At 40.7% G+C, this 20,729-nt stretch carries 33 protein-coding genes; 23 read left to right on the top strand and 10 right to left on the bottom strand.

Translation table 11 applies throughout. The annotated features are described in order from the left end of the window. Nucleotides 1–10: 10 nt before the first annotated feature. The 8 genes from ACHZEU_RS03980 to ACHZEU_RS03945 all read left to right on the top strand — a co-directional run bounded on the left by ACHZEU_RS03980 (nucleotide 11) and on the right by ACHZEU_RS03945 (nucleotide 8,815). The gene (locus ACHZEU_RS03980) at nucleotides 11–904 is read left to right on the top strand and encodes a DoxX-like family protein (RefSeq protein WP_048390669.1); all 894 of its coding nucleotides are present in this window, start codon (nucleotides 11–13) and stop codon (nucleotides 902–904) included. Nucleotides 905–909: 5 nt separating this feature from the next. Next, nucleotides 910–1,521, top strand: a complete 612-nt coding sequence (locus tag ACHZEU_RS03975) for a DUF4166 domain-containing protein (RefSeq protein ID WP_048390672.1) — start codon at nucleotides 910–912, stop codon at nucleotides 1,519–1,521. Then, complete coding sequence (locus ACHZEU_RS03970; RefSeq protein ID WP_404804052.1) at nucleotides 1,490–3,046, top strand: YndJ family protein; 1,557 nt, start codon at nucleotides 1,490–1,492, stop codon at nucleotides 3,044–3,046. Before ACHZEU_RS03975 ends, ACHZEU_RS03970 begins: the two co-directional genes overlap by 32 nt. Nucleotides 3,047–3,109: 63 nt before the next feature. After that, nucleotides 3,110–3,553: a hypothetical protein gene (locus tag ACHZEU_RS03965; protein ID WP_404804567.1), complete on the top strand. Its 444-nt coding sequence runs from the start codon at nucleotides 3,110–3,112 to the stop codon at nucleotides 3,551–3,553. A gap of 162 nt (nucleotides 3,554–3,715) precedes the next feature. Continuing rightward, nucleotides 3,716–5,398 (top strand): methyl-accepting chemotaxis protein, encoded by a 1,683-nt coding sequence (locus ACHZEU_RS03960; protein WP_404804051.1) that lies wholly within the window; start codon nucleotides 3,716–3,718, stop codon nucleotides 5,396–5,398. A gap of 71 nt (nucleotides 5,399–5,469) precedes the next feature. Beyond that, nucleotides 5,470–6,429 carry a hypothetical protein gene (locus tag ACHZEU_RS03955; RefSeq protein ID WP_404804050.1) on the top strand — a complete coding sequence of 320 codons (960 nt, stop codon included), beginning with the start codon at nucleotides 5,470–5,472 and terminating at the stop codon, nucleotides 6,427–6,429. Between the two features lie 227 nt (nucleotides 6,430–6,656). Beyond that, nucleotides 6,657–8,168 (top strand): right-handed parallel beta-helix repeat-containing protein, encoded by a 1,512-nt coding sequence (locus ACHZEU_RS03950; protein WP_404804049.1) that lies wholly within the window; start codon nucleotides 6,657–6,659, stop codon nucleotides 8,166–8,168. Nucleotides 8,169–8,617: 449 nt separating this feature from the next. Beyond that, complete coding sequence (locus tag ACHZEU_RS03945; protein WP_404804048.1) at nucleotides 8,618–8,815, top strand: hypothetical protein; 198 nt, start codon at nucleotides 8,618–8,620, stop codon at nucleotides 8,813–8,815. Nucleotides 8,816–8,878: 63 nt separating this feature from the next. On the opposite strand, the gene aac(6') is transcribed toward ACHZEU_RS03945, so the two are convergent. Beyond that, nucleotides 8,879–9,313 carry an aminoglycoside 6'-N-acetyltransferase gene (gene aac(6'), locus ACHZEU_RS03940; protein WP_404804047.1) on the bottom strand — a complete coding sequence of 145 codons (435 nt, stop codon included), beginning with the start codon at nucleotides 9,311–9,313 and terminating at the stop codon, nucleotides 8,879–8,881. 123 nt (nucleotides 9,314–9,436) lie between these two features. Here aac(6') and ACHZEU_RS03935 point away from each other — a divergent pair, with 123 nt between their 5' ends. Genes ACHZEU_RS03935 through ACHZEU_RS03925 form a run of 3 tightly spaced genes read left to right on the top strand, consistent with a single transcriptional unit; the run spans nucleotide 9,437 to nucleotide 11,309 of the window. Further along, entirely contained in the window at nucleotides 9,437–10,033 is a 597-nt protein-coding gene (locus ACHZEU_RS03935; protein WP_404804046.1) for a class I SAM-dependent methyltransferase, read from the top strand. 27 nt (nucleotides 10,034–10,060) lie between these two features. Further along, complete coding sequence (locus tag ACHZEU_RS03930) at nucleotides 10,061–10,636, top strand: DNA-3-methyladenine glycosylase I (RefSeq protein ID WP_048393888.1); 576 nt, start codon at nucleotides 10,061–10,063, stop codon at nucleotides 10,634–10,636. Then, nucleotides 10,626–11,309 (top strand): DUF1963 domain-containing protein, encoded by a 684-nt coding sequence (locus ACHZEU_RS03925; RefSeq protein ID WP_404804045.1) that lies wholly within the window; start codon nucleotides 10,626–10,628, stop codon nucleotides 11,307–11,309. The genes ACHZEU_RS03930 and ACHZEU_RS03925 overlap by 11 nt, the downstream gene beginning before the upstream one ends. On the opposite strand, the gene ACHZEU_RS03920 is transcribed toward ACHZEU_RS03925, so the two are convergent. Further along, nucleotides 11,306–11,611 (bottom strand): transposase, encoded by a 306-nt coding sequence (locus ACHZEU_RS03920; RefSeq protein ID WP_257961178.1) that lies wholly within the window; start codon nucleotides 11,609–11,611, stop codon nucleotides 11,306–11,308. The genes ACHZEU_RS03925 and ACHZEU_RS03920 overlap by 4 nt on opposite strands. Nucleotides 11,612–11,686: 75 nt before the next feature. Here ACHZEU_RS03920 and ACHZEU_RS03915 point away from each other — a divergent pair, with 75 nt between their 5' ends. Together ACHZEU_RS03915 and ACHZEU_RS03910 are read left to right on the top strand one after the other, a co-directional pair. After that, the gene (locus ACHZEU_RS03915; RefSeq protein ID WP_048393883.1) at nucleotides 11,687–11,887 is read left to right on the top strand and encodes a hypothetical protein; all 201 of its coding nucleotides are present in this window, start codon (nucleotides 11,687–11,689) and stop codon (nucleotides 11,885–11,887) included. Between the two features lie 159 nt (nucleotides 11,888–12,046). Further along, the gene (locus ACHZEU_RS03910) at nucleotides 12,047–12,346 is read left to right on the top strand and encodes a hypothetical protein (RefSeq protein ID WP_048393880.1); all 300 of its coding nucleotides are present in this window, start codon (nucleotides 12,047–12,049) and stop codon (nucleotides 12,344–12,346) included. Between the two features lie 117 nt (nucleotides 12,347–12,463). On the opposite strand, the gene ACHZEU_RS03905 is transcribed toward ACHZEU_RS03910, so the two are convergent. Then, on the bottom strand, nucleotides 12,464–12,625 hold the full coding sequence (locus ACHZEU_RS03905) for a hypothetical protein (RefSeq protein WP_233732648.1): 162 nt from the start codon (nucleotides 12,623–12,625) through the stop codon (nucleotides 12,464–12,466). 20 nt (nucleotides 12,626–12,645) lie between these two features. Further along, nucleotides 12,646–12,825 carry a hypothetical protein gene (locus ACHZEU_RS03900; RefSeq protein ID WP_305193835.1) on the bottom strand — a complete coding sequence of 60 codons (180 nt, stop codon included), beginning with the start codon at nucleotides 12,823–12,825 and terminating at the stop codon, nucleotides 12,646–12,648. Between the two features lie 378 nt (nucleotides 12,826–13,203). Here ACHZEU_RS03900 and ACHZEU_RS03895 point away from each other — a divergent pair, with 378 nt between their 5' ends. From ACHZEU_RS03895 to ACHZEU_RS03880, 4 genes are all read left to right on the top strand, one after another. Beyond that, entirely contained in the window at nucleotides 13,204–13,590 is a 387-nt protein-coding gene (locus ACHZEU_RS03895) for a hypothetical protein (RefSeq protein ID WP_048393877.1), read from the top strand. Between the two features lie 76 nt (nucleotides 13,591–13,666). Then, nucleotides 13,667–14,287 carry an NAD(P)-dependent oxidoreductase gene (locus tag ACHZEU_RS03890; protein WP_048393876.1) on the top strand — a complete coding sequence of 207 codons (621 nt, stop codon included), beginning with the start codon at nucleotides 13,667–13,669 and terminating at the stop codon, nucleotides 14,285–14,287. Nucleotides 14,288–14,302: 15 nt separating this feature from the next. Next, the gene (locus tag ACHZEU_RS03885) at nucleotides 14,303–14,479 is read left to right on the top strand and encodes a hypothetical protein (protein WP_175400806.1); all 177 of its coding nucleotides are present in this window, start codon (nucleotides 14,303–14,305) and stop codon (nucleotides 14,477–14,479) included. A gap of 166 nt (nucleotides 14,480–14,645) precedes the next feature. Continuing rightward, nucleotides 14,646–14,801: a hypothetical protein gene (locus tag ACHZEU_RS03880; protein WP_016993988.1), complete on the top strand. Its 156-nt coding sequence runs from the start codon at nucleotides 14,646–14,648 to the stop codon at nucleotides 14,799–14,801. Nucleotides 14,802–14,998: 197 nt separating this feature from the next. Here ACHZEU_RS03880 and ACHZEU_RS03875 read toward each other — a convergent pair whose 3' ends face one another. Next, a complete protein-coding gene (locus ACHZEU_RS03875; protein WP_016993987.1) occupies nucleotides 14,999–15,199 on the bottom strand; it encodes a hypothetical protein in 201 nt (66 codons plus the stop codon). Between the two features lie 150 nt (nucleotides 15,200–15,349). On the opposite strand from ACHZEU_RS03875, the gene ACHZEU_RS03870 reads away from it, so the two are divergent. From ACHZEU_RS03870 to ACHZEU_RS03860, 3 genes are all read left to right on the top strand, one after another. After that, nucleotides 15,350–15,679: a hypothetical protein gene (locus ACHZEU_RS03870; protein WP_404804044.1), complete on the top strand. Its 330-nt coding sequence runs from the start codon at nucleotides 15,350–15,352 to the stop codon at nucleotides 15,677–15,679. Then, the gene (locus ACHZEU_RS03865; RefSeq protein ID WP_048393874.1) at nucleotides 15,663–16,301 is read left to right on the top strand and encodes an O-methyltransferase; all 639 of its coding nucleotides are present in this window, start codon (nucleotides 15,663–15,665) and stop codon (nucleotides 16,299–16,301) included. The genes ACHZEU_RS03870 and ACHZEU_RS03865 overlap by 17 nt, the downstream gene beginning before the upstream one ends. Nucleotides 16,302–16,365: 64 nt before the next feature. After that, complete coding sequence (locus ACHZEU_RS03860; RefSeq protein WP_404804043.1) at nucleotides 16,366–16,923, top strand: isochorismatase family protein; 558 nt, start codon at nucleotides 16,366–16,368, stop codon at nucleotides 16,921–16,923. 37 nt (nucleotides 16,924–16,960) lie between these two features. Here the strand turns inward: ACHZEU_RS03860 and ACHZEU_RS03855 are convergent, their stop codons facing one another. Together ACHZEU_RS03855 and ACHZEU_RS03850 are read right to left on the bottom strand one after the other, a co-directional pair. Next, nucleotides 16,961–17,182, bottom strand: coding sequence for a hypothetical protein (locus ACHZEU_RS03855; RefSeq protein ID WP_115673735.1), 222 nt, complete (start codon nucleotides 17,180–17,182; stop codon nucleotides 16,961–16,963). Then, nucleotides 17,183–17,395 (bottom strand): hypothetical protein, encoded by a 213-nt coding sequence (locus ACHZEU_RS03850; protein WP_279494743.1) that lies wholly within the window; start codon nucleotides 17,393–17,395, stop codon nucleotides 17,183–17,185. Between the two features lie 404 nt (nucleotides 17,396–17,799). Here ACHZEU_RS03850 and ACHZEU_RS03845 point away from each other — a divergent pair, with 404 nt between their 5' ends. Beyond that, nucleotides 17,800–18,681: an AraC family transcriptional regulator gene (locus ACHZEU_RS03845; protein WP_048393870.1), complete on the top strand. Its 882-nt coding sequence runs from the start codon at nucleotides 17,800–17,802 to the stop codon at nucleotides 18,679–18,681. Nucleotides 18,682–18,693: 12 nt separating this feature from the next. Here the strand turns inward: ACHZEU_RS03845 and csaA are convergent, their stop codons facing one another. The 3 genes from csaA to ACHZEU_RS03830 form a co-directional block, all read right to left on the bottom strand. Beyond that, nucleotides 18,694–19,026: a chaperone CsaA gene (gene csaA / locus ACHZEU_RS03840; RefSeq protein ID WP_004228641.1), complete on the bottom strand. Its 333-nt coding sequence runs from the start codon at nucleotides 19,024–19,026 to the stop codon at nucleotides 18,694–18,696. 88 nt (nucleotides 19,027–19,114) lie between these two features. Further along, nucleotides 19,115–19,291: a hypothetical protein gene (locus ACHZEU_RS03835; RefSeq protein WP_004228639.1), complete on the bottom strand. Its 177-nt coding sequence runs from the start codon at nucleotides 19,289–19,291 to the stop codon at nucleotides 19,115–19,117. Nucleotides 19,292–19,368: 77 nt separating this feature from the next. Beyond that, complete coding sequence (locus ACHZEU_RS03830) at nucleotides 19,369–19,710, bottom strand: hypothetical protein (protein ID WP_279494744.1); 342 nt, start codon at nucleotides 19,708–19,710, stop codon at nucleotides 19,369–19,371. A 116-nt stretch (nucleotides 19,711–19,826) separates the two neighbouring features. Here ACHZEU_RS03830 and ACHZEU_RS03825 point away from each other — a divergent pair, with 116 nt between their 5' ends. After that, nucleotides 19,827–20,111 carry a DUF5316 domain-containing protein gene (locus ACHZEU_RS03825; RefSeq protein WP_115673739.1) on the top strand — a complete coding sequence of 95 codons (285 nt, stop codon included), beginning with the start codon at nucleotides 19,827–19,829 and terminating at the stop codon, nucleotides 20,109–20,111. Nucleotides 20,112–20,385: 274 nt separating this feature from the next. Continuing rightward, the gene (locus tag ACHZEU_RS03820) at nucleotides 20,386–20,694 is read left to right on the top strand and encodes a hypothetical protein (protein WP_004228634.1); all 309 of its coding nucleotides are present in this window, start codon (nucleotides 20,386–20,388) and stop codon (nucleotides 20,692–20,694) included. The last annotated feature ends 35 nt before the right edge of the window (nucleotides 20,695–20,729 follow it).

Raw genomic sequence — 20,729 nt, 5'->3', positions numbered from 1 at the left:
GAGTGAGTTTATGAGCAGAAAGCCTATTTATGTCGAGATAGACATTCAGGCTCCTATAGAGAAAGCGTGGGATTATACACAAAATCCTCATCTGCATGAGCAATGGGATTTACGTTTTACATCGATTACATATATTCCGAAAAAAGCACCCGAGGAGCCACAGCGTTTTACCTATGAAACGAAGGTAATGCCAGGCTTACAGGTAAGCGGCTGGGGAGAAAGCAAGGGGGAGCATCATAAAGAAAATGGCACGCGAACTTCCTCACTGCATTTTGGTACGCCTCAAAAGCGCTCACCCATAGCGGAGGGAAAAGGCTATTGGCAATATATCCCGCATCAACAGGGGCTGACATTTCTGACCCAATATGATTATGATACACGCTATGGCAAGCTTGGCGTATTCTTTGATTTATTTTTTCGTCCATTAATGGGGTGGGCGACGGCACTCAGCTTTGACGTTTTAAAAAGATGGCTAGAAAAAGGAGAAAATCCTACCGCACAGTATAGTCGATTCTTTTTAACGATGCTTCTGTGTCTATTCTTTTGCTTTGTCTGGTTCTATCATGGTCTTGTACCGAAGATCATCCATATGCATCCGCAGGAATTAAAGATGACCGCTTCATTACTAAAACATGCTGATCAGCTAGTTATGTGGATAGGGGTTGCGGAAATTCTCTTTGCTTTTTGTTGGCTTTACCCGCGAGGAAAACGCTGGCTCTTTGGCATGCAAATCATCGTTTTTCCGCTCTTGACGATAGCTGCTATTGTTGCGGACCCGACAAGTGTACAAGCACCCTTTAATCCACTTACCTTTAATAGTGCTTTATGGGTGTTGTCGATTGTCGGATTTAGCTTAAGTAAGGATGTACCGAGTGCTAAAAGTTGTAAAAGAAAGCGAGGATAACAAGGATGACGATCTATCAAACATTATTAGGGGATGATTTTGCAAGACTTCATCCGATGCTACAACAGCGTTATGCGTTACCAATTGATGAATCATTTTTTGCTAAGGGCGTGATGCATCAAATAAAATCTGGTGCTAAATGGATGTGTCCCTTCTATACACTGGCTGCGAAAACGCGATTTCTGTTTCCAGAGTCAGGGGAGGATATCCCCTTTACTATTTCGAATACATGCAGAGCCCTGCCAAGTGGGGAACTAGACGTGCTATGGGAGCGCACCTTTTATTTCCCGCAGAAAACAAGGCATTTTGATGCAAGGATGACCATTGATCCAATTCAAAAAATTGTGAAAGATTATTTAGGCACACCCGCTCTTTTTTATTCCGATTTGCACTTTACGGTGACACGAGCGGGGACATTGGTCATTCGTTCAGGTAAGCAGCGCTTTGTCCTCTCGCGTTTCGAATGCCCGATGCCTAGACTGTTAGAGGGTCGAGTCATTGTAGAGGAAGGCTTTGATGAATCGAAAAATGTCTTTACCATTCATGTCTCCATCCATAATCCATTCATAGGGAGGCTCATGATGTATGCTGGTGAATTTACACAACAATCGAAGTAATTTCATTTTTTTACTAGGGATTTTGTTCACGGTGATTTGCTTTGTGCTTAGTGGGCAACCCAATTACTTATGGTTACTAACCGTTGCTCAACTAGTTTTCGTTCCCACCATGGTATCAATGGTTGTGGATGTTCAGAAAGTCGGCACAGCCATTATTTTGGGGATGATGCTAGCCGTTACACTGCTGCATTGGTCGACGGATGGCGTTTTGGTTAATGTTTTGGCAGGCATGTATGTACTGTATACCTTCTATATCGCCATGCAAGGCGTGAAAAGATTTTTACAACGAGGTTTTACAAATATTGCGGAGTTTGCTATCGACATGGGGCTTTTCTACCTAGCCCTCGGTGGTCTGTGGTTTTTCGCCTATGTCACCAACATGGATACTGGTTTTTCACCATTAATAACGTGGTTAACGGCCATTCACTTTCATTATTCGGCTTGTTTATTACCCATTTCAGTCGGACTTTTAGGTCGATTACATGATAGTAGCGGCTACCGTGTGATGGTGATGATGTTGCTGGCAGGACCAATCCTTGTTGCGGTAGGTATTGCCTTTTCCATTCTCATCGAAATCATCGCCGTCGCTCTTTATATTTTCGCCATTTACGGCTTGTTTTTCGTAGCGCTCAAAACAAAGCTTCCGTTTGGACAGGAGCTATTGCTGAGGACTTCCTATGGAGCGCTCTGTCTGACGATTCTTGGATCTTGTCTGTATGTTTACAGTCGTGTCAGCGGAAACGTTTCCATCGGCATTCCAGAAATGCTTCAATTCCATGGTGTGATCAATGGTGTTTTCTTTGGGGGGATAGGGGTCATCGCCTGGCTAATGGCTGTCCCCCCAACAACACAGCGTCCGTTTGAGTTCCCTGTAAGCCAAATTCGCGGGAAGCTACATCATGAGAATATACCACACCCTGGCTTGGTCGATGCCTTACAGGATTTTGTCGATACTACAAAGCTACCGCCTGTCATTCCACATTTTTATGAGTATACGACGACCTATCGGCTGCTTTCGACGGTGCAATGGAAGGCTTGGTTTCGACCTTTTGCCTTTCTGTATCAAGGAATGAGCCGTTTGCTCCAACAGCTCAATTTACCCTTTTCCAGTAAGCCAGTTGAGATGACGGGTAGCATTGTTCAGGTCGATTCTGCACGAGATAGCCGTCCGTCTCCACGTGCATGGATTCGGACAATTCATCAGCAAACCGTTTTTGTCGCGATTTATTCGAAGCACACAAGCGACGAAACGACCTATATGAATATAGCCTTACCACTCCCGTTCTCAACAATGGTTGGCATTTTGTATACCTATGAAGAAAATGGTCAGTTACACCTAACAAGTCGCCATGATGGAGATGCAGGAATTTATTTGGCGATAGGAAAAAATGTGATGAGGCTACCCCTACAGGAGGATTTTCAAATTTCTGCGGTAGATGACAAGACATTGTCAGCACGCCATCAGATGACGTTATTTGGTATTCCATTCCTACAAATTGATTATCATATTAAAAGAAATGCATAGATTGGCAGGAATTTCCTCAACCGAACGAGAAGGTCCTATTATAGAGACAAATAACAAGGAGTGATGGAAGGCTTGCGTTTAACAAAAGGAATTTCTGGTTTCGATGCAGCGCATTTAATTGAGCAGGACATGCGCATGTTTCAGTCGATGGTGTACAATTTAGTGACAAGCGAACAACGAGCGAAAGTAAGGCAATTTATTGATCAAGCGCCCTTTGTCTATATGCAGGCAGTGATTGAAATCGATGGAGAAACACTGACGATTCTTCATCATCGTTTGATGCCGTACATCGCATTTGCCAAGCAGGAGGTGAATAGCTTTACCTTTTTATCCAAGCCTCACCTGCATAAATATTTTCCTATGCGAAAATGCTTGGAAGCGGAGACACTTACAACATTACTAACAAAGGATGAGGCGTTCCATAGCCTATCTGCTACAGAATGGAAATACGTCTCTTATTTTAATAGTCAAACCATTGGCGATGTAATGTTCAATAGCTGGGATTAAGGATAGTACTAAAGGCGTGCGATAAAAGATGCTATAAAAAACATTATATTGACCAAGTTATTTCTGGAAATATAGCAAAAATTCCTAAAACCGCTAATCGTCCTAATTAAATGGTAGATTTTTAAGGATGGAATAGATTAGGAAAATAAGGGGTTTTTGCAAATGAAGTTCAAAACAATCAGTAGACGCATTGTTTTTTCCTTTAGCATTGTGATTGCAATCATGATAGGATACATTGTTTACAATTACTTTGCCATCAAGCAAAGCAATGATGCGACAGAGCAAATTGTACAGCAAGAATTACAACTATTAATCATCGATTACGAGCAGGCACAGTCCATTGATTTAAGAATAGCGGCAGCTAGAGGCTATGTGCTTTCTGGGAGAGAAAAGTATAAAGAGATATTTCAGGATAATGTTGCAAAGGAACTAAGCAATGAAGAAAAGCGGTCAGCATTATCTTCCTCAGGCGAATTTGGACAATTTGCGGAAATGTCTAAGGAATGGAACCGTTATATTGAGCAAGAGGTATTTGTGGTATATGATCAAGGGAACACCGAGCTAGCTACCCAAAACCTCACAAAAATGGATGACACAGCTACGACCATTCGTGAAGGCTACGAAGACTTAGCGGCGCAACGGAAGCTAGCCATTAATGAGGTAGGGACGGACAGTATTGCTGCTGGAGAGCAGAAACAGCGAATCGCCATTATCGTAGGTATTGTGATTGTTCTTCTAGCAGTGATAATTGAGCTATTAAGTGCTCGTGGTATTTCAAGACCAATCGTGACGTTAACCAAGCGTATGCAACAAATGACCAATGGCGATTTAAGTGAGCCGCCTTTGAAGGTTCAATCGAAGGATGAAGTAGGGCAACTGATGGAAGCGACCAATACGATGTCAGATATTTTAAATCGTCTATTAAAGCATATTCAAACGGTGTCCAATGATGTAGCGGCACATAGTGAGGAGCTTCTTCAGTCGACTTCTGAGGTCAAAATGGGGACAGAGCAAATTGTTCATACGGTTACAGAAATGGCAAGTGGGACAGAATTACAGGCAGATCATGCCTCTGATGTCGCTTCCGCCATGAATGATTTTACTAGCAAAGTTACTACGGTTCATCACGGCAGTAAAGATGTACAACAGTATTCGCAGAATGTGAAGGCTTTAACACAAGAAGGTAGAAGCTTAATGACCACTTCCACAAAACAAATGGAAGCCATCCAGTATACAGTGAAGGACGCGGTGAATCAGGTAAATGGCTTAAGTAAGCAAACACAGGAGATTTCTAAGCTTGTGGCGGTCATTCAAACGATTGCTGCCCAAACTAATTTACTCGCATTGAACGCAGCGATTGAAGCAGCTAGAGCTGGGGAACAGGGGAAAGGCTTTGCCGTGGTGGCCGACGAGGTTCGAACATTAGCCGAACAGGTCGCCTTCTCCGTCGATGATATTACAGCGATTGTCAGAAAAATTCAGGATGATTCCGATACAGTAACCTCCTCGCTAGAGCAAGGCTATGAGGAAGTCGAAAAGGGCACAACACAAATGGCCGCAACCAATACGACATTCAACCAAATTGCGGATGCTATTGAGGCCATTGCGACAGGCATTGAAGGTATGTCAGTGGAGCTAGCTGAGGTTGTTCACAATACTGTCACGATTAATAAAGCAGTCGATGAAATTGCTGCTGTCTCCGAACAATCAGCGGCAGGCATTCAGGAAACATCGGCTACCATTGAGCAAACTGCAAGCTCCATGGCTGAAATTAAACATAGTGCCGAGCATTTAGCAGAAATGGCTGAACAACTAAATGCCCTGATTCGTCAATTTAAGCTATAGAAAATACCTGTGGATTTCAAACTTCCCTCACATTTCATCTGTATACTAAGGCATTGGAAGGTGGAATCATTTTGAGAAAATATTTACTTTTATTATTGATGAGTACTTTATTCATGGCACCTGTTGCCTACGCCCATACGATGGATAAAAGTACACTATTCACGGATGTCCCTGAAACAGCCGCCAATATTCAGGACATTATGGTACTACACAGTATTGGGCTTCTTGGGTACAATGGCAAAGATATGGCCTTAAAMCCAACAGACAATCTTTCACGCAAGGACTTTGCATGCTGGGTAGGTGTCTATTTCTGCCTTGAGGGAGCAACAGTGGATGAGCTAGCACAAGCAGCTCAAAAAGAGGATTACGTATCTTCGCTAGAGGGAGATATTACGTACAAGGAAATAAATACAGCACTTTTTCATCATAAACTTGAGCTAGCCAATCCTGACGCAACCATGACGAAAGAAGAGTACATTGCATTCTTAACAGAGCACCTAACATTTGATATGGGCGGACATACGCTTATTCAGATGGGCGGCTTTGCAGAAGGACCAACGGGTACGATTGAAGACGTTGTCACAGGTGACCAAACAGGAATCATCATCGAAGGTAAAACATATATGTTGTCAGGACACCCTCGCATCTTTGCCGATTCAACAGATGCCAAAAGCTGGGTAGGGCAACAGCTAGAACGTTCTATTTTTACAACAGCAGCGGATCACCATCATGGTCATGACGGTGGGCAAGAGGAAAGCCACGGGGATCATGCAGAAGGCCATGGCGACAGCCACGAGCATGAAGCATCCGACTCGAATGAAGCAACACTACAATATGTGCAAATTAGCACTGCACAAGTGGTGAAAGAGGATGCCAAAGAAATGGAGTCTTCGAACGCTACACCAAGAGAAGAGCAACAAGCAGCCGCAGCAGATGACACAGCATCCAACTCAAACACAGTTTGGATGATCGCTATCCTAGCAGCACTAGCCGCTATTTTTGTTATTGTATTTGTGAAACGCAAGAAATAATGTAAATGAAAAAAACCAGCAATGACCGAGGGAATTCGGTTGTTGTTGGTTTTTTCATTTTTCCCCACTTTCATTAAACCGTCAAACATTCCAAATAAACACCTGCATATTCCAGCAATTTTACACAAAATTGAATAAGCACAAGCATGTTCGGTATATAAATAGGGTACGAACATTTTTTGGTTAGGAGTGTGTAAATGGCTGTACTTGTGGTGAAGAGGAGCATAATGCATCGTTATCAAAGTATCGGGCAGGCGATTGAAGAGGCGGCGCCTGGGGATATGATTGAAATTCGGGATGGGATTTATGAGGAAAGCTTGGATATTGCTAAGCGGCTGACGTTGTATGGGGTTGGCAATGTGACCATCAAGGGTGGTGTATTTATTCGCTATCAAACTCCTGTCGCGATGCGTAATTTACGGTTCCGGCAAGGGCAGGGGCTATATGTGAAAGGTGATTTACAGCTAGAGAATTGTGTCATTGAGGAGCAATTGATTCGAACGCAGATGATGGTGAGCTATGGTAGTTTGCTGATGAAAAATTGTGCAGTGCTTGCTACGCCACTGAATCATTTTGGTTTGCGTGTCGCGAATGGATCCAGTGTTATTCTAGTCGACACGACATTTGAGCATCATAGGAAGGCACAGATTATCGCTCAAAACTGTGAGCTGACCTTGACGAATTGTATGCTGTTGGAAGGGAAGAAGCATGGTATTTTTGCGATTCGCCATGTCAAGATGACAATGGAGGACTGTGAAATTCATGGGAATGACAAGGCACAAGTAATAGCTGCGTCGAGTGAGATTACGATGACCAATTGTTTAGTACACCAAGGGCAAGGGGTAGGCATTCAATTGTTTGATAGCACGACTTTCAGGATGGATGGCTGTGAAATAAAAGAGCATCTTGATACGAATATGGTGGTTCATCGCAGTGAACTAATGGTATCTGATTCTATTTTTTCAGATGGTCAAAGTCATGGGTTGTATCTTGGAGAAAAAACCGAAGCCAAGTTCTATGATTGTCAAGTTTCTCGGCATGTCAAGGCGCAGGTGTTGATAGAAAATAGCAAGGTGGAATTTCATACATGTCGTGTTCGTAATGGCATGGCTGTCGGGCTTACCATTGTGGATGAGGCAAATGTTTCGATGAACCAATGTAAAATTCAAAACCATCAGCAATTTCATATTATTGTTGATGCTAGTGGATTAAAGCTACAGCAATCGATTATTCAATTTGGGCAATCAGGTGGTGTTTATGGTAATGAACATGCCAAAATCATGATGCATCATACAACGATTCGAGAGCTGCAAAGCCACCATATCTATATCAACAATGCCCGATTATTTACACAATATTGCACGTTTGAACAAATGGAAGGAAACGGAATTACTTGCATTGATGCAATTTTTGAGATAGCTAATAGCTATTTTAAAGATGGTCAAGAAAGCTCTTATGCCATGATTTGGTCAGATCAATCAATGGGGCGTATTGAAAATTGTAGGGTGGATAAGGCGGCTAGACCATTCTTAGCGCTGTCCAATAAATCATTATTGGAAATGCGTCATACTGATATAGCCACAGTAAAGGCTCCAGCGGTGGTACAGGAAAACAGCCAATTATTTGTACAAGGACATGTGCAGACAGCGACATGGCAGAAGGATACAGCATCAAAGGTATCTCAAATTGAGGACATGAAATTAGAAATAGTGAAATATGATATTAAAAAAATAATATAAAAGCCGATTATACAAATAAGACAAGTAGTTTCAATTTTGAAATTACTTTTTTTATGGATTCGTGTATTGATATTTCATATATGTGAAAAATGGGTAAAGGAATACGTTTGGGCTTTAATTAATTTTAATTTGTGCAAAAAAAATCTATAATTCGACAAAATGCAAGAATATTTTTATAATGGTATAGATGTCTTGTTGCAATTACTGCAATATTTTGAAATATTCCACAGGAAAACTTATACAATCTTTGTATAAGTTATAACCTACATAATAAAAGTTTTTACTTAATGTAAAATAAATATTAAATAAATGTGGATAATAGATTGATTATTTTCTATGTTTAAACCTATAATTAGTAAAAATGGTTCATCCAATAAGATAAATTTTCGTTAATTATGAAATGGGAGTAATGATTTTACAATAATAAATAGAGAGAGTATTGGGGTGATATGAGTATGTTTGGGCTGACAAAAGAAGAAATTATGTTAATGCTAGAGGAGATGGAATTAGCAGAGAAGCACAAGAATGTGATTGCTGATATCTTACATCTAAATAATATGCGAATCGAACAACAACTCGCATTAATGATCCAATTAATCATAGATGAGCGCGAACGAAATATTTCCAACAATACATATCTAAACTAAAAAAATGTCGAAAAATCACAGGTGCTATGTTTGCAACGCCTGTGATTTTTTTGTCAGCCATTTTTATAATTTTTTTGTGAAGCAAATGATGCGATTAGCTTCTGTAAAACAGAACTGAAGATGAACCCTTAGGCTTTCGTCATTGTCCCATTCACAGTCAATGGCAATCACTAGACAGCCTCTTTGCTTTCCCCATTKCTCACATTTCYCCACMAGCAGTCTGGCAGAGCCATGCTGGGGATATTCCTCTCTCACAAAAAGGCCTTCTAAATAGCCGACTGGACTCGAGTCAGTCCCTTCTACATAGTCTGTTCTTAACTGGCATTGGGCAAATCCAACTGCTTCGTCATCGTCATAGGCAAGGAAAATAGCTGCGTTTTCTTCCCTTAGCAGCTGTGTCATCTCTTCGGTAAATTCCTCTGGTGTATGATTGGGCCAGAGCAGTAAGGCTAATGAGGCTGCAGCATGAGCGTTCTTCTGGTTTGCTTGTTGAATCATAAAATCTTCCTCCTTTGTAAAAAATGAAACAAATTGTTTTGAAGTACGTACAAACTAGTAAGCGTTTTTATTTTAAAGCTCTAATTCTATTTTAACAATCTTACTTGAGGGGGGAATCCAATCATGTCACTCTTACAAACGTTAATTGAACAAGCGAAAAAGCCAAATGGATGGATTGGCTCAACGATGCTACAAATTATGAATTTTGCCCATCGTGGTATGAATGCATGGTTCATCAGGCAAGGTGCTATCAATGATGGTGATCGTGTGTTAGACATAGGTTGTGGTGGTGGGAAAATGCTCCAAATTTTATCCAAATTGAATCCAAATGGTATAATATATGGGATAGATTTTTCCACACAGGCAGTGAAGGAATCAATCAAATTGAATAAAGCAAATGTTGCCAAGGGTAGCGTCATTGTGAAAGAGGCAAGCGTTTCAAGCATTCCATACGATGATCAGTTTTTTGATGCGATTACAGCCTTTCAAACGCACTATTTTTGGCCATCCTTGGAGCAGGATGTAGAGGAAGTATGGCGGGTTCTGAAAAACGGTGGGAAATTTATTATCATAGCAGAGCTCTACAAAATGAACTATCATATGAAAGCCTATCAAACACCTGAGGCAACGAAGCAATTATTAGAACGTATCGGTTTTCAAACCGTGTATGTCACCGAAAAATCAAGTAAAGGATGGCTTTGCATTACAGCTATTAAGTAAAGGATACATAAAATGGAGGGTATAAAAATGAAAAGATGTGATTGGGTCAAGCTAGATGAGCCTTTGTATGTGGAATACCATGACAAGGAGTGGGGTGTACCGGTCTATGATGACCAGCATTTATTTGAGATGCTTTGCTTGGAGGGGGCACAGGCTGGCTTGAGCTGGTGGACGATTCTCCAAAAGCGTGAAGGCTATCGTGAGGCATTTGATCAATTCGATGTGGAAAAAATTATCCATTATACAGCAGACAAGCTAGAGGAATTGCAGCAAGACACACGGATTGTACGCAATAAATTAAAAATAGCTAGCGTGGTGACAAATGCTAAAGCATATCTCCAAATACAGGAAAAGCATGGCTCATTCTCAGATTATATTTGGGGCTTTGTAGATCACAAACCAGTTATGAATGAGTGGGCATCCATTAAAGAGGTGCCTGTGACGACAGAAATTAGTGATCGTATGAGCAAGCAATTGAAGAAAGATGGCTTTAAGTTTATCGGTAGTACAATTTGTTATTCTTTTATGCAGGCAGTGGGCATGGTAAACGACCATACAACGGATTGCTGCTGTCGACAAAAGGAGCTAGCAGATGGCAATTGAACAAATTCGGGCTCAACTAGCCACGCAGGCCACGATTTTTCAAACGGGTGGTATTCGACCTACACATGATTTATTGGAAAGCTGGATTGGCTATGTGGGCTGGTCCTTACCAGAAGAGCAGCCACCATCTGGCTATCAGCCGCTCGCTACGTTTTTTCTAAAAGGTCTACCCTATGTACCGATGGCATTACAGCCTTTTCAATTAGTCACAGTCTTTGTCGATGAACGTCTATTAGATCATCTGATGGAGGATGATCTTGGTTCTTATTTTGATATTAGAACGTACACCACTTTGGAAGGCTTAGTAAAGCGCGAATGGCAGCATGAACAAATTCGCGCGTTTCCACTCCTACCGCAACATATTACAAATGACTATCCAACATGGGATGGGGGCGGTATTCCTGCTCAATTGGAGGAAGAGATTTTGACGTTGGAGCATGAAGAGCAGCTCGACTATTTTGAGGATATTGTTGAAGACCTCTATCCACTCCATAAAATTGGTGGCTATCCAAGCTTTTGTCAAAGTGGCGTTGATTTCGGTGACGATGCGCCATTTGTCCTCCAAATTGCCTCCGATGCAAAAGCACGTTTGAATATTGTGGATCATGGTAATTTTTATTTTTTCTACAATCCAACAATCCAGACTTGGCACGTCTATTGTGATTTCTACTAAAGGGATGGCGGCTTGTCTCTTTCATGAATTGTCATCATGATGAACCGGTAAATCAGATATAAGCCAAGGTACGCCCCTGTAATTAGAAAGACAGGGTTTAAGAACACAGCATGGATCGTTGTCATAAAGACTACATCCTCAAGAATAATGTTCGTTATAGCTGTAGCGGCAATCGTGCTAAACAGAATCGCAGCAAGGACACCTAGTATGTTGAAAAGAAGGCGAAAGCTAGCCCATTTGTGCTGAAGATATGCCATAAGGCTGGGGATGCCAATCGTGGCAGTCAGCATGACAATTGTCATAACATCACATCCTTTCTTTCAGATTGCCCTTGTTCGTTCCTGCATAAACATAGAAAACGATAGGAGGGAAACCGATTGCGATGGCAAGAAGGAGAGTTAAAAAGCACTAGGAAGGTGAAAAAAGTGGAGCATAAAACGGTGGTCAAAAATGGCATTGGCTTTGGTTCGGTTTTAGCGATTACGATCTCCTGGAGTGTGCATCACTCCATCATTTGGGCAATCATCCATGGCTGTTTTAGCTGGCTGTATGTTATTTACTACGCCATCATGCGCTAAGCTTGTAGGTCAGCCTATCAACTAAGATGTTGTTTGAATAAAAATAACATTGGGTACATAAAAACAAAGCGTTCATAATTTTTAATGAGCAAGCATAAATAACAAAGTGCTCTTTTTCCAAAGTACCAATTGTATGAACGTAGAAGAAAGGTTGATAGAATGACACATCAAGTAACGGCTTTAAGTAATGTTAATGGTAATGCTACAGGCGTGGAAGGTATATTACAAAATGTAGCATTTATTTTATCGACGTTTACGATTCCTTGTCCGCTCCGCGAATATGTGACAAGGTCTGATATTCGTAAACCCTTCCAGCGTATGAAGAAAATAAACACAAAACGCCTCATAGAATGTATCCAACGTTTTGAGCCACGAGCTGTCGTAGTAGATGTTGATTATCTTGGCGATGTGAATAGAGGGAAATTAGAGCCCATTGTCAAAGTCATTGTCAATGAATAGCTGAAAAATATGAATTCTGCCAGGTATGGTTTCACGAACCTGGCAGAAGATTAAATGTGCCCTTATAGTGGTAGGATTATGGTATATGAATTGGTGTCAAGTATGATAATGGAACAGTTACGCGTTTCTAATGGCAATAATTTGCTGGCAATCAATGATAAGTGGTGTTGCTGCTGCAGCATCTACCTCTAAGAATGTAGCACAGCAAGTTTTAGGATCTAAGCTGATGAATAAAATTCCTGCAAAGCTACCGCCACCTGCTAAAATAACATCAACCAAAGTGCCAGGAGATAAGCATCTTAATAGATGACAAATACAGCCTTTACACTTGTGATCTTTGGAATAATCCTTCTCGTAGTAGTACTCTTCCTCCTCTTTTTTGCAAGAGCAAGAATCCTCCTTATGTTCCCATTTACAATGGTCATCCTTTTCATGACACTTACATCGCTGATGCTTCTGTTCCCATTTGCAATGCTCATGCTTGTGTTTGCATTTGCATCCTTCTTGTTTGTGTTCACATTTTTTTTCTAAATGACAATAGCATTTTACATATTGTTCACAGCACTTTTCTTTTTTATGATTCCAATTCATATATTGACTATATCTACTATCCTGCATCTTTTAATCTCCCTTTTTGTTAGTTTTTTAGTAATGGTAGCGCTAACCTTTACATTTCTAATCTATGAAGCCACAAACAAAACTTCTTGGTAATTTGCCCTTTGTACAAAAAGAAAATTATTTTTTAATAATTAAAAAGAGAGAAATAGCCATACATAGCTGTGAGAATAATAACAATTTCAGGGAAAAAGATTGCTAGACTTCCGCCTGTAAATTTCATGGAGAAATGGAGCGAGTGTATGAAAAGTGTCCTGCAAATCTTCTTTTTATTCATGTGCTTACTGGTTGTGATGTCATTGTGGATGGTACAAAGGGAGCCTTTAGCTATAGCTCCGAGCACCGAAAGAGCAACTTCCTATGCTGAGGAGCTTGGCGAAAAATTACAAGCTACGAATTTTACAAAACAAGTGTTACTGGCGATACGGTCGGCAGGTTACTCGCCTGATAGTACAGTTGGTTATCTAATAGACTCTCCAGCGCATCAAGTCATCACTATTCAATTACACGATGGGGAAGAAATTGATGTAAGTACAGAAAGTGAAATTCAATCGATTATCGATGAGCTAGCTGAAAAGAATAATATGCATCTATTTATGGTTGATGTTCAATTACTAGAGCGTGAATAGTAGAGGGGAGGCACTGTGATCTGTGCCTTTTTACATATAAAGGGAATTGTAATATAATGATAAAGAGGTGAGAGAAATGAAAATATTAATATTAGGCGCGAGTGGACGTGTCGGCAGCCATTTGGTAGAACTAGCAATAAAGGATCAGCATGAGGTCACCCTATTAGTCCGAAATCCCGATAAATTACCGCACCATCATCAACAGCTGTGTGTAATGAAAGGGGATGTTTTAAACAAGCAGGATATCGAGCAGGCAATGCATCATGTGGATGTGGTGGTGAGTGCATTAAATACAGATGGAGGCACTACATTATCGGCTAGCTTACCATTGATTCTTGAAGCGATGACAAAGCAACAGGTGACAAGAATCATTACGATTGGAACAGCAGGGATTCTACAAAGTCGTGTAACGCCGACTCTTCTTCGTTACCAATCAACGGAATCGAAACGAAAATCGACCTTTGCTGCACAGGAGCACCAACGTGTATTCGAACAGCTACAGCAATCTGCAATGGATTGGACAATTGTTTGTCCTACCTATTTACCTGATGGGGCCTGGACAGGAAACTACCGCGTTGAACGTAACTTCTTGCCAGAGGGAGGTAGCGAAATTTCAGTAGCGGATACAGCAGATTTTGCCTACCAACAAATCTTCAGTGAGGAATTTTTGAAAACACGCGTCGGACTTGCCTACTAGAAAAGGGGAAATATAGTGAAATATATTCATGCCATCTTCGGGATGGTAATCATTGTGGTTGGATGTGCCTTTCTCAGTACAACCATAGAGGAGGCGCCTGTTAGAAATGTGATGCTGAAAGTCTATGGAGCTATTATTGTGTCCATCGGCTCTTTCTACCTCAAAAAAATTGCGAAATTTGGTAAGCAATAAGCACTTTTACATAAGGATAGTCTAAATGGACTTATCCCTTTAACCTTTCTTTATCCTAAATCGTCTAAATGATAGCTATTTTAGTGAAAAAATATACTGTTATTTTCCTTTTTATAGAAGGTTTGCTATACTTTATGTCGAATATATCTATTGAAGAGGTGATTGTATGGACAAGGAGATATCAAATAACTATCAATATCCTAAACACCTAACAAGCCTTGATGGAATCGAAACGACAGAATTATATGTCATCAAGATAACAAAGGAACAAGTGGATAGGTTGATTGAGGATATCGATCAAACATTAAAGACGTCGACATGACGTCTTTTTTCATGCCAAAAAAGGCCACCTTCCAAGAAAAGTGACCTCAAAACAGGAGAGCTGTGGAAAGGCTAGATTTGCTTTACCCTACTATTTGTATGTAAAAGTAATCTTGTTAGCTMGCCATTTGCCTGAAAGATAGATGAAATTTACTCGATTTTCTAGCAACTCAGTTCACTATCCATATATGTACTACCTCAGTTCTTCTGACATGAAAAGGAGTAATTCAAAGCCAAATAATCGCGGATGATAGTAGGCTGTCCGCCATTTTCAAGACATAGCTTACTGGCAATTTTAATTTCCTTCTGATTATAGTGAGATTGTGCCCCAATCAAAAATATGCCTGACAGTATCAATAATGTACCGATGCCCAACACATATTTTATAACCCTTTTCACTCATCTAACCTCCATTTCGATACGTTTACCCTATTGTCTAACATATGTTGAAGCATGAAAGCATTATGTTTAATTGACAATTTGTATACATTTGTATACAATCAGTTTAAATTAATGTATACAAATGTATACAAAAGGAGTGTTTTAGAAATGAGAGGATCTGGATTTAGAGAGCATATGAGAGAGGGACATCACCGTGGTGGACGCCACAGAGGCATGGAAGGCGCGCCACAGCGAGGAGCAAAAACGTTCCGACGCGGCAAAGCGATTTCATTTTTAGAGATGCTGCATGTGAAGCGAGCTACCATTAAACAGCAATTAGAACAGCCAGAATTTCAATCCATTCAGCAAATTTTAGTCGGTGAATTAAAAGCCATCGATCTAGTTATCCAAGAATTKTGCCAGTTGTTTGATATTCAAGAAAATGAAACCAACGACAGTCTACAAGAGGAAGATAACGCACATGAAACAAATGAATAACTATATAGATGAGGTATTTTATCAGGACGATGCCCTATTAGAGGATGTCCTGTCCTCTATTGCCGAAAATGGTATGCCTGCTATTTCTGTCTCTCGATCATCAGGAAAGCTGTTGACGATGCTTGTATCGATTACTAGGTCAAAGGCTATTTTAGAAATTGGTGCTCTTGGCGGCTATAGTGGTATTTGTCTGGCGAGAGGAATGGAAGGGAAAGGCAAACTGACATCCCTAGAGTTAGAGGATAAATATGCACAGCTAGCCGCTAAAAATCTTGCCAAGGCAGGCTTTGCCGAGCAGGTAACGTATATGACAGGCCCTGCATTGGATAGCCTTGAAAAGCTTGTGGCAACGGGACAGTGTTTTGATTTTTTCTTCATTGATGCTGATAAGGATAACTATGAAAATTATTTAGCCTATTGCATACAGCTAGCAAGCCCTGGTGCATTCATTGTGACAGATAATGTCCTAGCAGGAGGCAGTGTAGCAGACCCTATGGCGACACCCAAGCGCTATACAGCCATCATGAAAAAGTTCAATGTCACAGTGGCTAATCATCCGCAGCTGGATTCGATTCTTTTACCCATTGGGGATGGTATGACGGTTTCAAAAGTTATAAAATAATGCATATCAGAAATTAACTATTAATGGTAAAATATTGTTAGCAAACGATAAGGGAGAGATGCTTTTGAAGCAAGCACTAGTGGTCATTGATGCACAGCAAGAATTAATCGAGGGAAATCAGGATGAACAAGCCGTCTATCGCAAGGATGAATTGCTTAAAACAATCAATGCCGTTATTCAAAAAGCTATTGAGGCAGAGGCATATATTATCTTTGTACGTGATCAGGATGTAGCGGGTGGAGAAGGGGAAGGCTTTCAAGTACATCAAGCGATCCAAGTACCTACTACCGCTGTTTATTTTGATAAACTGGCTACAAACGCTTTTTATAGGACGGGATTACTCGATTACTTACAGGCCAATGAGGTAGAGCATTTGGTGATGATGGGCTGCAAAACCGAGCATTGCGTGGATACAGCAGTTAGAGCAGCAACTATACAGGGCTTTGATGTCACTTTAGTGGGAGATGGCCATTCAACAAATGGTTCCGACTACTTATCACCAGAAGATACGGTTGCACACCATAACGACATCCTACATGGCCATTATAATGTGGATCATTTCTCACTTGTACGAAGCGCCGACGAAGCATTATTTGAACCCACACATAATAGTTATCGCTAATTGTAAAATGACCAAGAATCAAGGTTCTTGGTCATTTTTACATATAGAAATGATTGAGCATCCAACCTATAACCGTACTCACGATACCAACTCCTATCAAGACTAGCCCATGGGTTGGTGCTTGATAATCCTTTTTAAGTACAATCCCCATACAGATAGCCATAAGCCCACAAAAAGCTTGGAATAGGAGAAGGGCTACTACCACATTGACCCAACCGATGATTAAAAGTAATCGCTTACTATTATTTTCATGTACCATTTATTGTTCTCCTTCTTCATTTCTATGTAAATAAAGTGCCATACCTAACACGCATAGTAGTAGGATTGAAAAAATAATAGACATTGTCGCTTGATAGACAATGGCAGTTATGAACAAAAACAATAAAATAATCAGTATGATGAGACGGAGTAGGAATTTTGTTTTTTTACGAATGGCGAAAAAATCCTGTAGAATAATGAGTAAAAAGCTCACACCAAATAGGAGAGCATATTTACACCCTCACCTTGTAAGTATTTTAAAATAATTATAGGAATGAGTATGTATTTTAAATACTTGTACCACTGGAAAAGACGATCCATGTTGCTGCCTCCAGCTCAATAGACTATTTTTACAAATATTGTAACGAAAATTATGATCCGACACAATGATCTTTTATTTTCATAGGGCCACTGTGCGAGCAGTGACCCTAAGTATCAAGTCAGGAGGTGTAAGGCTAAAATTAGCTTTACACTATTATATGTATGTGAAAGTAGCTTCAAAAGCTAGTTATCTGCCTGCTCGATAGATTATTTTTTGGAAGGCGACTAAATGGGGCACCAATTGTCGGATGAAGGGCTACTATTCCTGCTAAAGTAAAGATAAGGAAGGTGAAAGAAGTGGATTCTTTAACAAGGTTGAATAAGGCGATTACGTATATCGAGGCCAATCTAACAGAGGAAATTGATGTGCAAGAAGCTGCGAGATTAGCTTATTGTTCGGAATACCATTTTAAACGTATGTTTTCCTTTCTAGCAGGCATCTCGCTATCAGAGTATATTCGTCGTAGGCGTCTGACGCTTGCCGCACTGGAACTATCAGATTCATCTATGAGAATTCTCGATATCGCGATTCGTTATGGCTATCGCTCTGCAGATGCATTTACAAGAGCCTTTCAGCAAATGCATGGCATCACACCATCGGAGGCGAGGCAAAATGGTCAGCACCTAAAAGCGTTTCCACGAATGACCTTCCAACTTACCATACAAGGAGGTTGTGAAATGAATTACCGACTCGAACAAAAAGAAGCGTTTCACATCGTGGGTCTTATGAAAAGAGTACCTATCGTCTTTCAAGGAGAAAATCAAGCGATAACTGAAATGGCACGTGCATTAACAATGGAGGATATTGGGCAACTAAAAAAGCTGTCGAATCTAGAACCAACAGGAATCATCCAAGCCTCCACAAACTTTTCTGAGGGCAGAATGGAGGAAAAGGGCGAGCTTGATCATTATATCGGCGTAGCCACAACCGAAACGTCTCACCATTTTTCACAGTTGGATGTACCCGCTTGTACGTGGGCTGTCTTTGAAGCGGTTGGACCATTCCCACAAACACTGCAGGAAACATGGGGGCGCATTTATGCGGAGTGGTTCCCATCATCTGGCTATGAACAGGTTGCTGGTCCAGAAATCGTGCGCCATACAAGCACGGATTTTTCCTCACCAACCTTTACAAGTGAAATCTGGATACCACTTCAGAAAAAGAAGCCTCTTGCATAATGCGAGAGGCTTTTACTGTATTTTCGTTCCATTGGGCAGCTGCTGATCGGGCGTTAACAGGATTACATCTCCCTCCACAGGTACACCACCAATGACTAATACCTCTGACTTAAAACCCGCAACGCGACGTGGCGGGAAATTAACAATCGCCACTACTTGCTTCCCAATAATGACTTCGGGTGTATAACGCTTCGTAATTTGTGCGGAAGACTGTTTAATGCCCAATTCTTCACCAAAATCAATTTTCATTTTAATCGCAGGAACCCGAGCCTTTGGCAGTTCCTCAGCCTCTAATACCGTGCCGATTCGTATATCAAGTGCTATAAAATCTTCTATTGTCGCCATCACTGTACTCCTTAAGCTTTTATGACAATGTTAGCATTTAATAGAAAAAAATACAAAAAAGAAGAGCACATAGCGTGCCCTTCTCTCGTTAACGACGATGCTCTACCAGGTCAATCGCACCTAACACAATATGTGCTAAGCCAAAGCCAAAAATCGTATTGGCCACCATTTTGTTAGAGCCATGTTTTTGCTTCATTGCATAGCCTGCCGCCGTAACAGCTGACCCGAGTATAGTGGGGATTAAACCTTCACGAATTCCATTCATAAATTGATCCCTCCGTCGTATGATTCGGCGTGAGTTTCACACCATACTTACTATGAACGTTTGGCGCGGATACTATACTAGGCATCAACCGTATCAATCATGAAAGCAGTGATCTCCGTTTGATCTGCATTTGTATAGGCCTTGCAAAAAAGAACCACAGCACTTTCTTCATCATCAAACCATAAATAGCGAATTTCTGTTGTGAAACAACTTTGGTCGTTCATTTCATACACATCAATAGCTAAGGAAGCTTCATCCAGCGGCCATGTTAAGGTACCTTGCAAGGCGAAAACCTCCTGCAGAAATATAGCAGTATCCTCTGTTAATATCTTCTCCTGTTGAAGTTTCTCATATCTATTATGTACTAAATCATCTAAGGTCATTTTCGTTAATGCACTTATTTTGTCTTTCATTTGCATAGCCTCCCTCCTTATAGTTATTTTACTGGAAAAGGAAAAATCTTGTATAGGTAAATAGGGATTTATTGAAACGAAAAAGAGCGGTTAGCCGTATAATAAACGAAGGGGGGCTGAAAATGAAGTATATAGGCATTGGCACCATCTTGTCCATTCTAGGTGTGATATGCTCCATTCTCATATGGGGTACAGAGGAAGCCCATTTGCTTTCAGGGCTACTCGGTGGAATTTTCATCGTTTCTGCCATGTTATTGTCAGGAGCCATCGCAAGCGGAGATAGAATGCGCGCCAATTTCGCAACAGAAACCAATGAAGACAGAAACGAACGCAATCTTCTCATGAATAATGCGTTACTATTAGCAATACCAAACATTATCGTAGCAATCTTTGTTTATTATTTATGAAGCTAATAGCAGCCATCAATTTAGAATAAGCTTGGTATTCAGCACATTTAGCATTCTATCCACCGATTTGAAATGAGCAATCCATTCTAAGCGATTCTATCCATCAAAATGAGCGATGTATCCGTCAGATTAGACATTGTATCCGTCACATTTAGAATTCTATCCACCAATCATTACATATAAAAATCATAAAAAGTGTCACATCTACCCTAGGTGTGGCTTTTTTTGTTGCATTTAATAGAGAGGAGTACATTTGCAATAGAGAGGTGGTACTATGCAATTAACAGATGGTACACAGATATTTGACACGGACATCATTGATGAGGCTGCTAAAAAGAGGGAGCGTGATGAGCAGGAGCGGGAGATGCTCAACGCCTTTGCCCGCTATGCATACCTACGATATAAGCAAATACGAGACAAAGTAAATCCGCGAAAATGCAAATATATGTATATTCATCAGGTACGTCAGCAATTAGCATTACCAGCTAGACTACAACGTGTTTGCAAGCTGCTAACGATGACGGAAGAGGAAGTTCTCTACATTGTTGAATTTGTGCGGAAGTATTTGAAATACGTTAAATAAGCCTCATCTACAAAGATGGGGTTTTTTTACATAAT

This window comes from Lysinibacillus sp. S1 (assembly GCF_044986265.1).
Taxonomy (GTDB): Bacteria; Bacillota; Bacilli; order Bacillales_A; family Planococcaceae; genus Lysinibacillus; species Lysinibacillus capsici.
This window is presented reverse-complemented; position numbering and strand designations above follow the sequence as displayed.

Bases quoted from the DNA above. Each gene is read 5' to 3' on its own strand.
- ACHZEU_RS03925 (WP_404804045.1), top strand. From the start codon at position 10,626: ATGGCAATTGAACAAATTCGGGCTCAACTAGCCACGCAGGCCACGATT.
- ACHZEU_RS03930 (WP_048393888.1), top strand. From the start codon at position 10,061: ATGAAAAGATGTGATTGGGTCAAGCTAGATGAGCCTTTGTATGTGGAA.
- ACHZEU_RS03865 (WP_048393874.1), top strand. From the start codon at position 15,663: ATGAAACAAATGAATAACTATATAGATGAGGTATTTTATCAGGACGAT.
- ACHZEU_RS03835 (WP_004228639.1), bottom strand. From the start codon at position 19,291: ATGAATGGAATTCGTGAAGGTTTAATCCCCACTATACTCGGGTCAGCT.
- ACHZEU_RS03855 (WP_115673735.1), bottom strand. From the start codon at position 17,182: ATGGTACATGAAAATAATAGTAAGCGATTACTTTTAATCATCGGTTGG.
- ACHZEU_RS03935 (WP_404804046.1), top strand. From the start codon at position 9,437: ATGTCACTCTTACAAACGTTAATTGAACAAGCGAAAAAGCCAAATGGA.
- ACHZEU_RS03895 (WP_048393877.1), top strand. From the start codon at position 13,204: ATGAAAAGTGTCCTGCAAATCTTCTTTTTATTCATGTGCTTACTGGTT.
- ACHZEU_RS03975 (WP_048390672.1), top strand. From the start codon at position 910: ATGACGATCTATCAAACATTATTAGGGGATGATTTTGCAAGACTTCAT.
- ACHZEU_RS03965 (WP_404804567.1), top strand. From the start codon at position 3,110: ATGGAAGGCTTGCGTTTAACAAAAGGAATTTCTGGTTTCGATGCAGCG.
- ACHZEU_RS03900 (WP_305193835.1), bottom strand. From the start codon at position 12,825: ATGAGCATTGCAAATGGGAACAGAAGCATCAGCGATGTAAGTGTCATG.
- ACHZEU_RS03960 (WP_404804051.1), top strand. From the start codon at position 3,716: ATGAAGTTCAAAACAATCAGTAGACGCATTGTTTTTTCCTTTAGCATT.
- ACHZEU_RS03820 (WP_004228634.1), top strand. From the start codon at position 20,386: ATGCAATTAACAGATGGTACACAGATATTTGACACGGACATCATTGAT.
- ACHZEU_RS03945 (WP_404804048.1), top strand. From the start codon at position 8,618: ATGAGTATGTTTGGGCTGACAAAAGAAGAAATTATGTTAATGCTAGAG.
- ACHZEU_RS03910 (WP_048393880.1), top strand. From the start codon at position 12,047: ATGACACATCAAGTAACGGCTTTAAGTAATGTTAATGGTAATGCTACA.
- ACHZEU_RS03825 (WP_115673739.1), top strand. From the start codon at position 19,827: ATGAAGTATATAGGCATTGGCACCATCTTGTCCATTCTAGGTGTGATA.
- ACHZEU_RS03880 (WP_016993988.1), top strand. From the start codon at position 14,646: ATGGACAAGGAGATATCAAATAACTATCAATATCCTAAACACCTAACA.
- ACHZEU_RS03830 (WP_279494744.1), bottom strand. From the start codon at position 19,710: ATGCAAATGAAAGACAAAATAAGTGCATTAACGAAAATGACCTTAGAT.
- ACHZEU_RS03920 (WP_257961178.1), bottom strand. From the start codon at position 11,611: ATGACAATTGTCATGCTGACTGCCACGATTGGCATCCCCAGCCTTATG.
- ACHZEU_RS03970 (WP_404804052.1), top strand. From the start codon at position 1,490: ATGCTGGTGAATTTACACAACAATCGAAGTAATTTCATTTTTTTACTA.
- csaA (WP_004228641.1), bottom strand. From the start codon at position 19,026: ATGGCGACAATAGAAGATTTTATAGCACTTGATATACGAATCGGCACG.
- ACHZEU_RS03980 (WP_048390669.1), top strand. From the start codon at position 11: ATGAGCAGAAAGCCTATTTATGTCGAGATAGACATTCAGGCTCCTATA.
- ACHZEU_RS03950 (WP_404804049.1), top strand. From the start codon at position 6,657: ATGCATCGTTATCAAAGTATCGGGCAGGCGATTGAAGAGGCGGCGCCT.
- ACHZEU_RS03890 (WP_048393876.1), top strand. From the start codon at position 13,667: ATGAAAATATTAATATTAGGCGCGAGTGGACGTGTCGGCAGCCATTTG.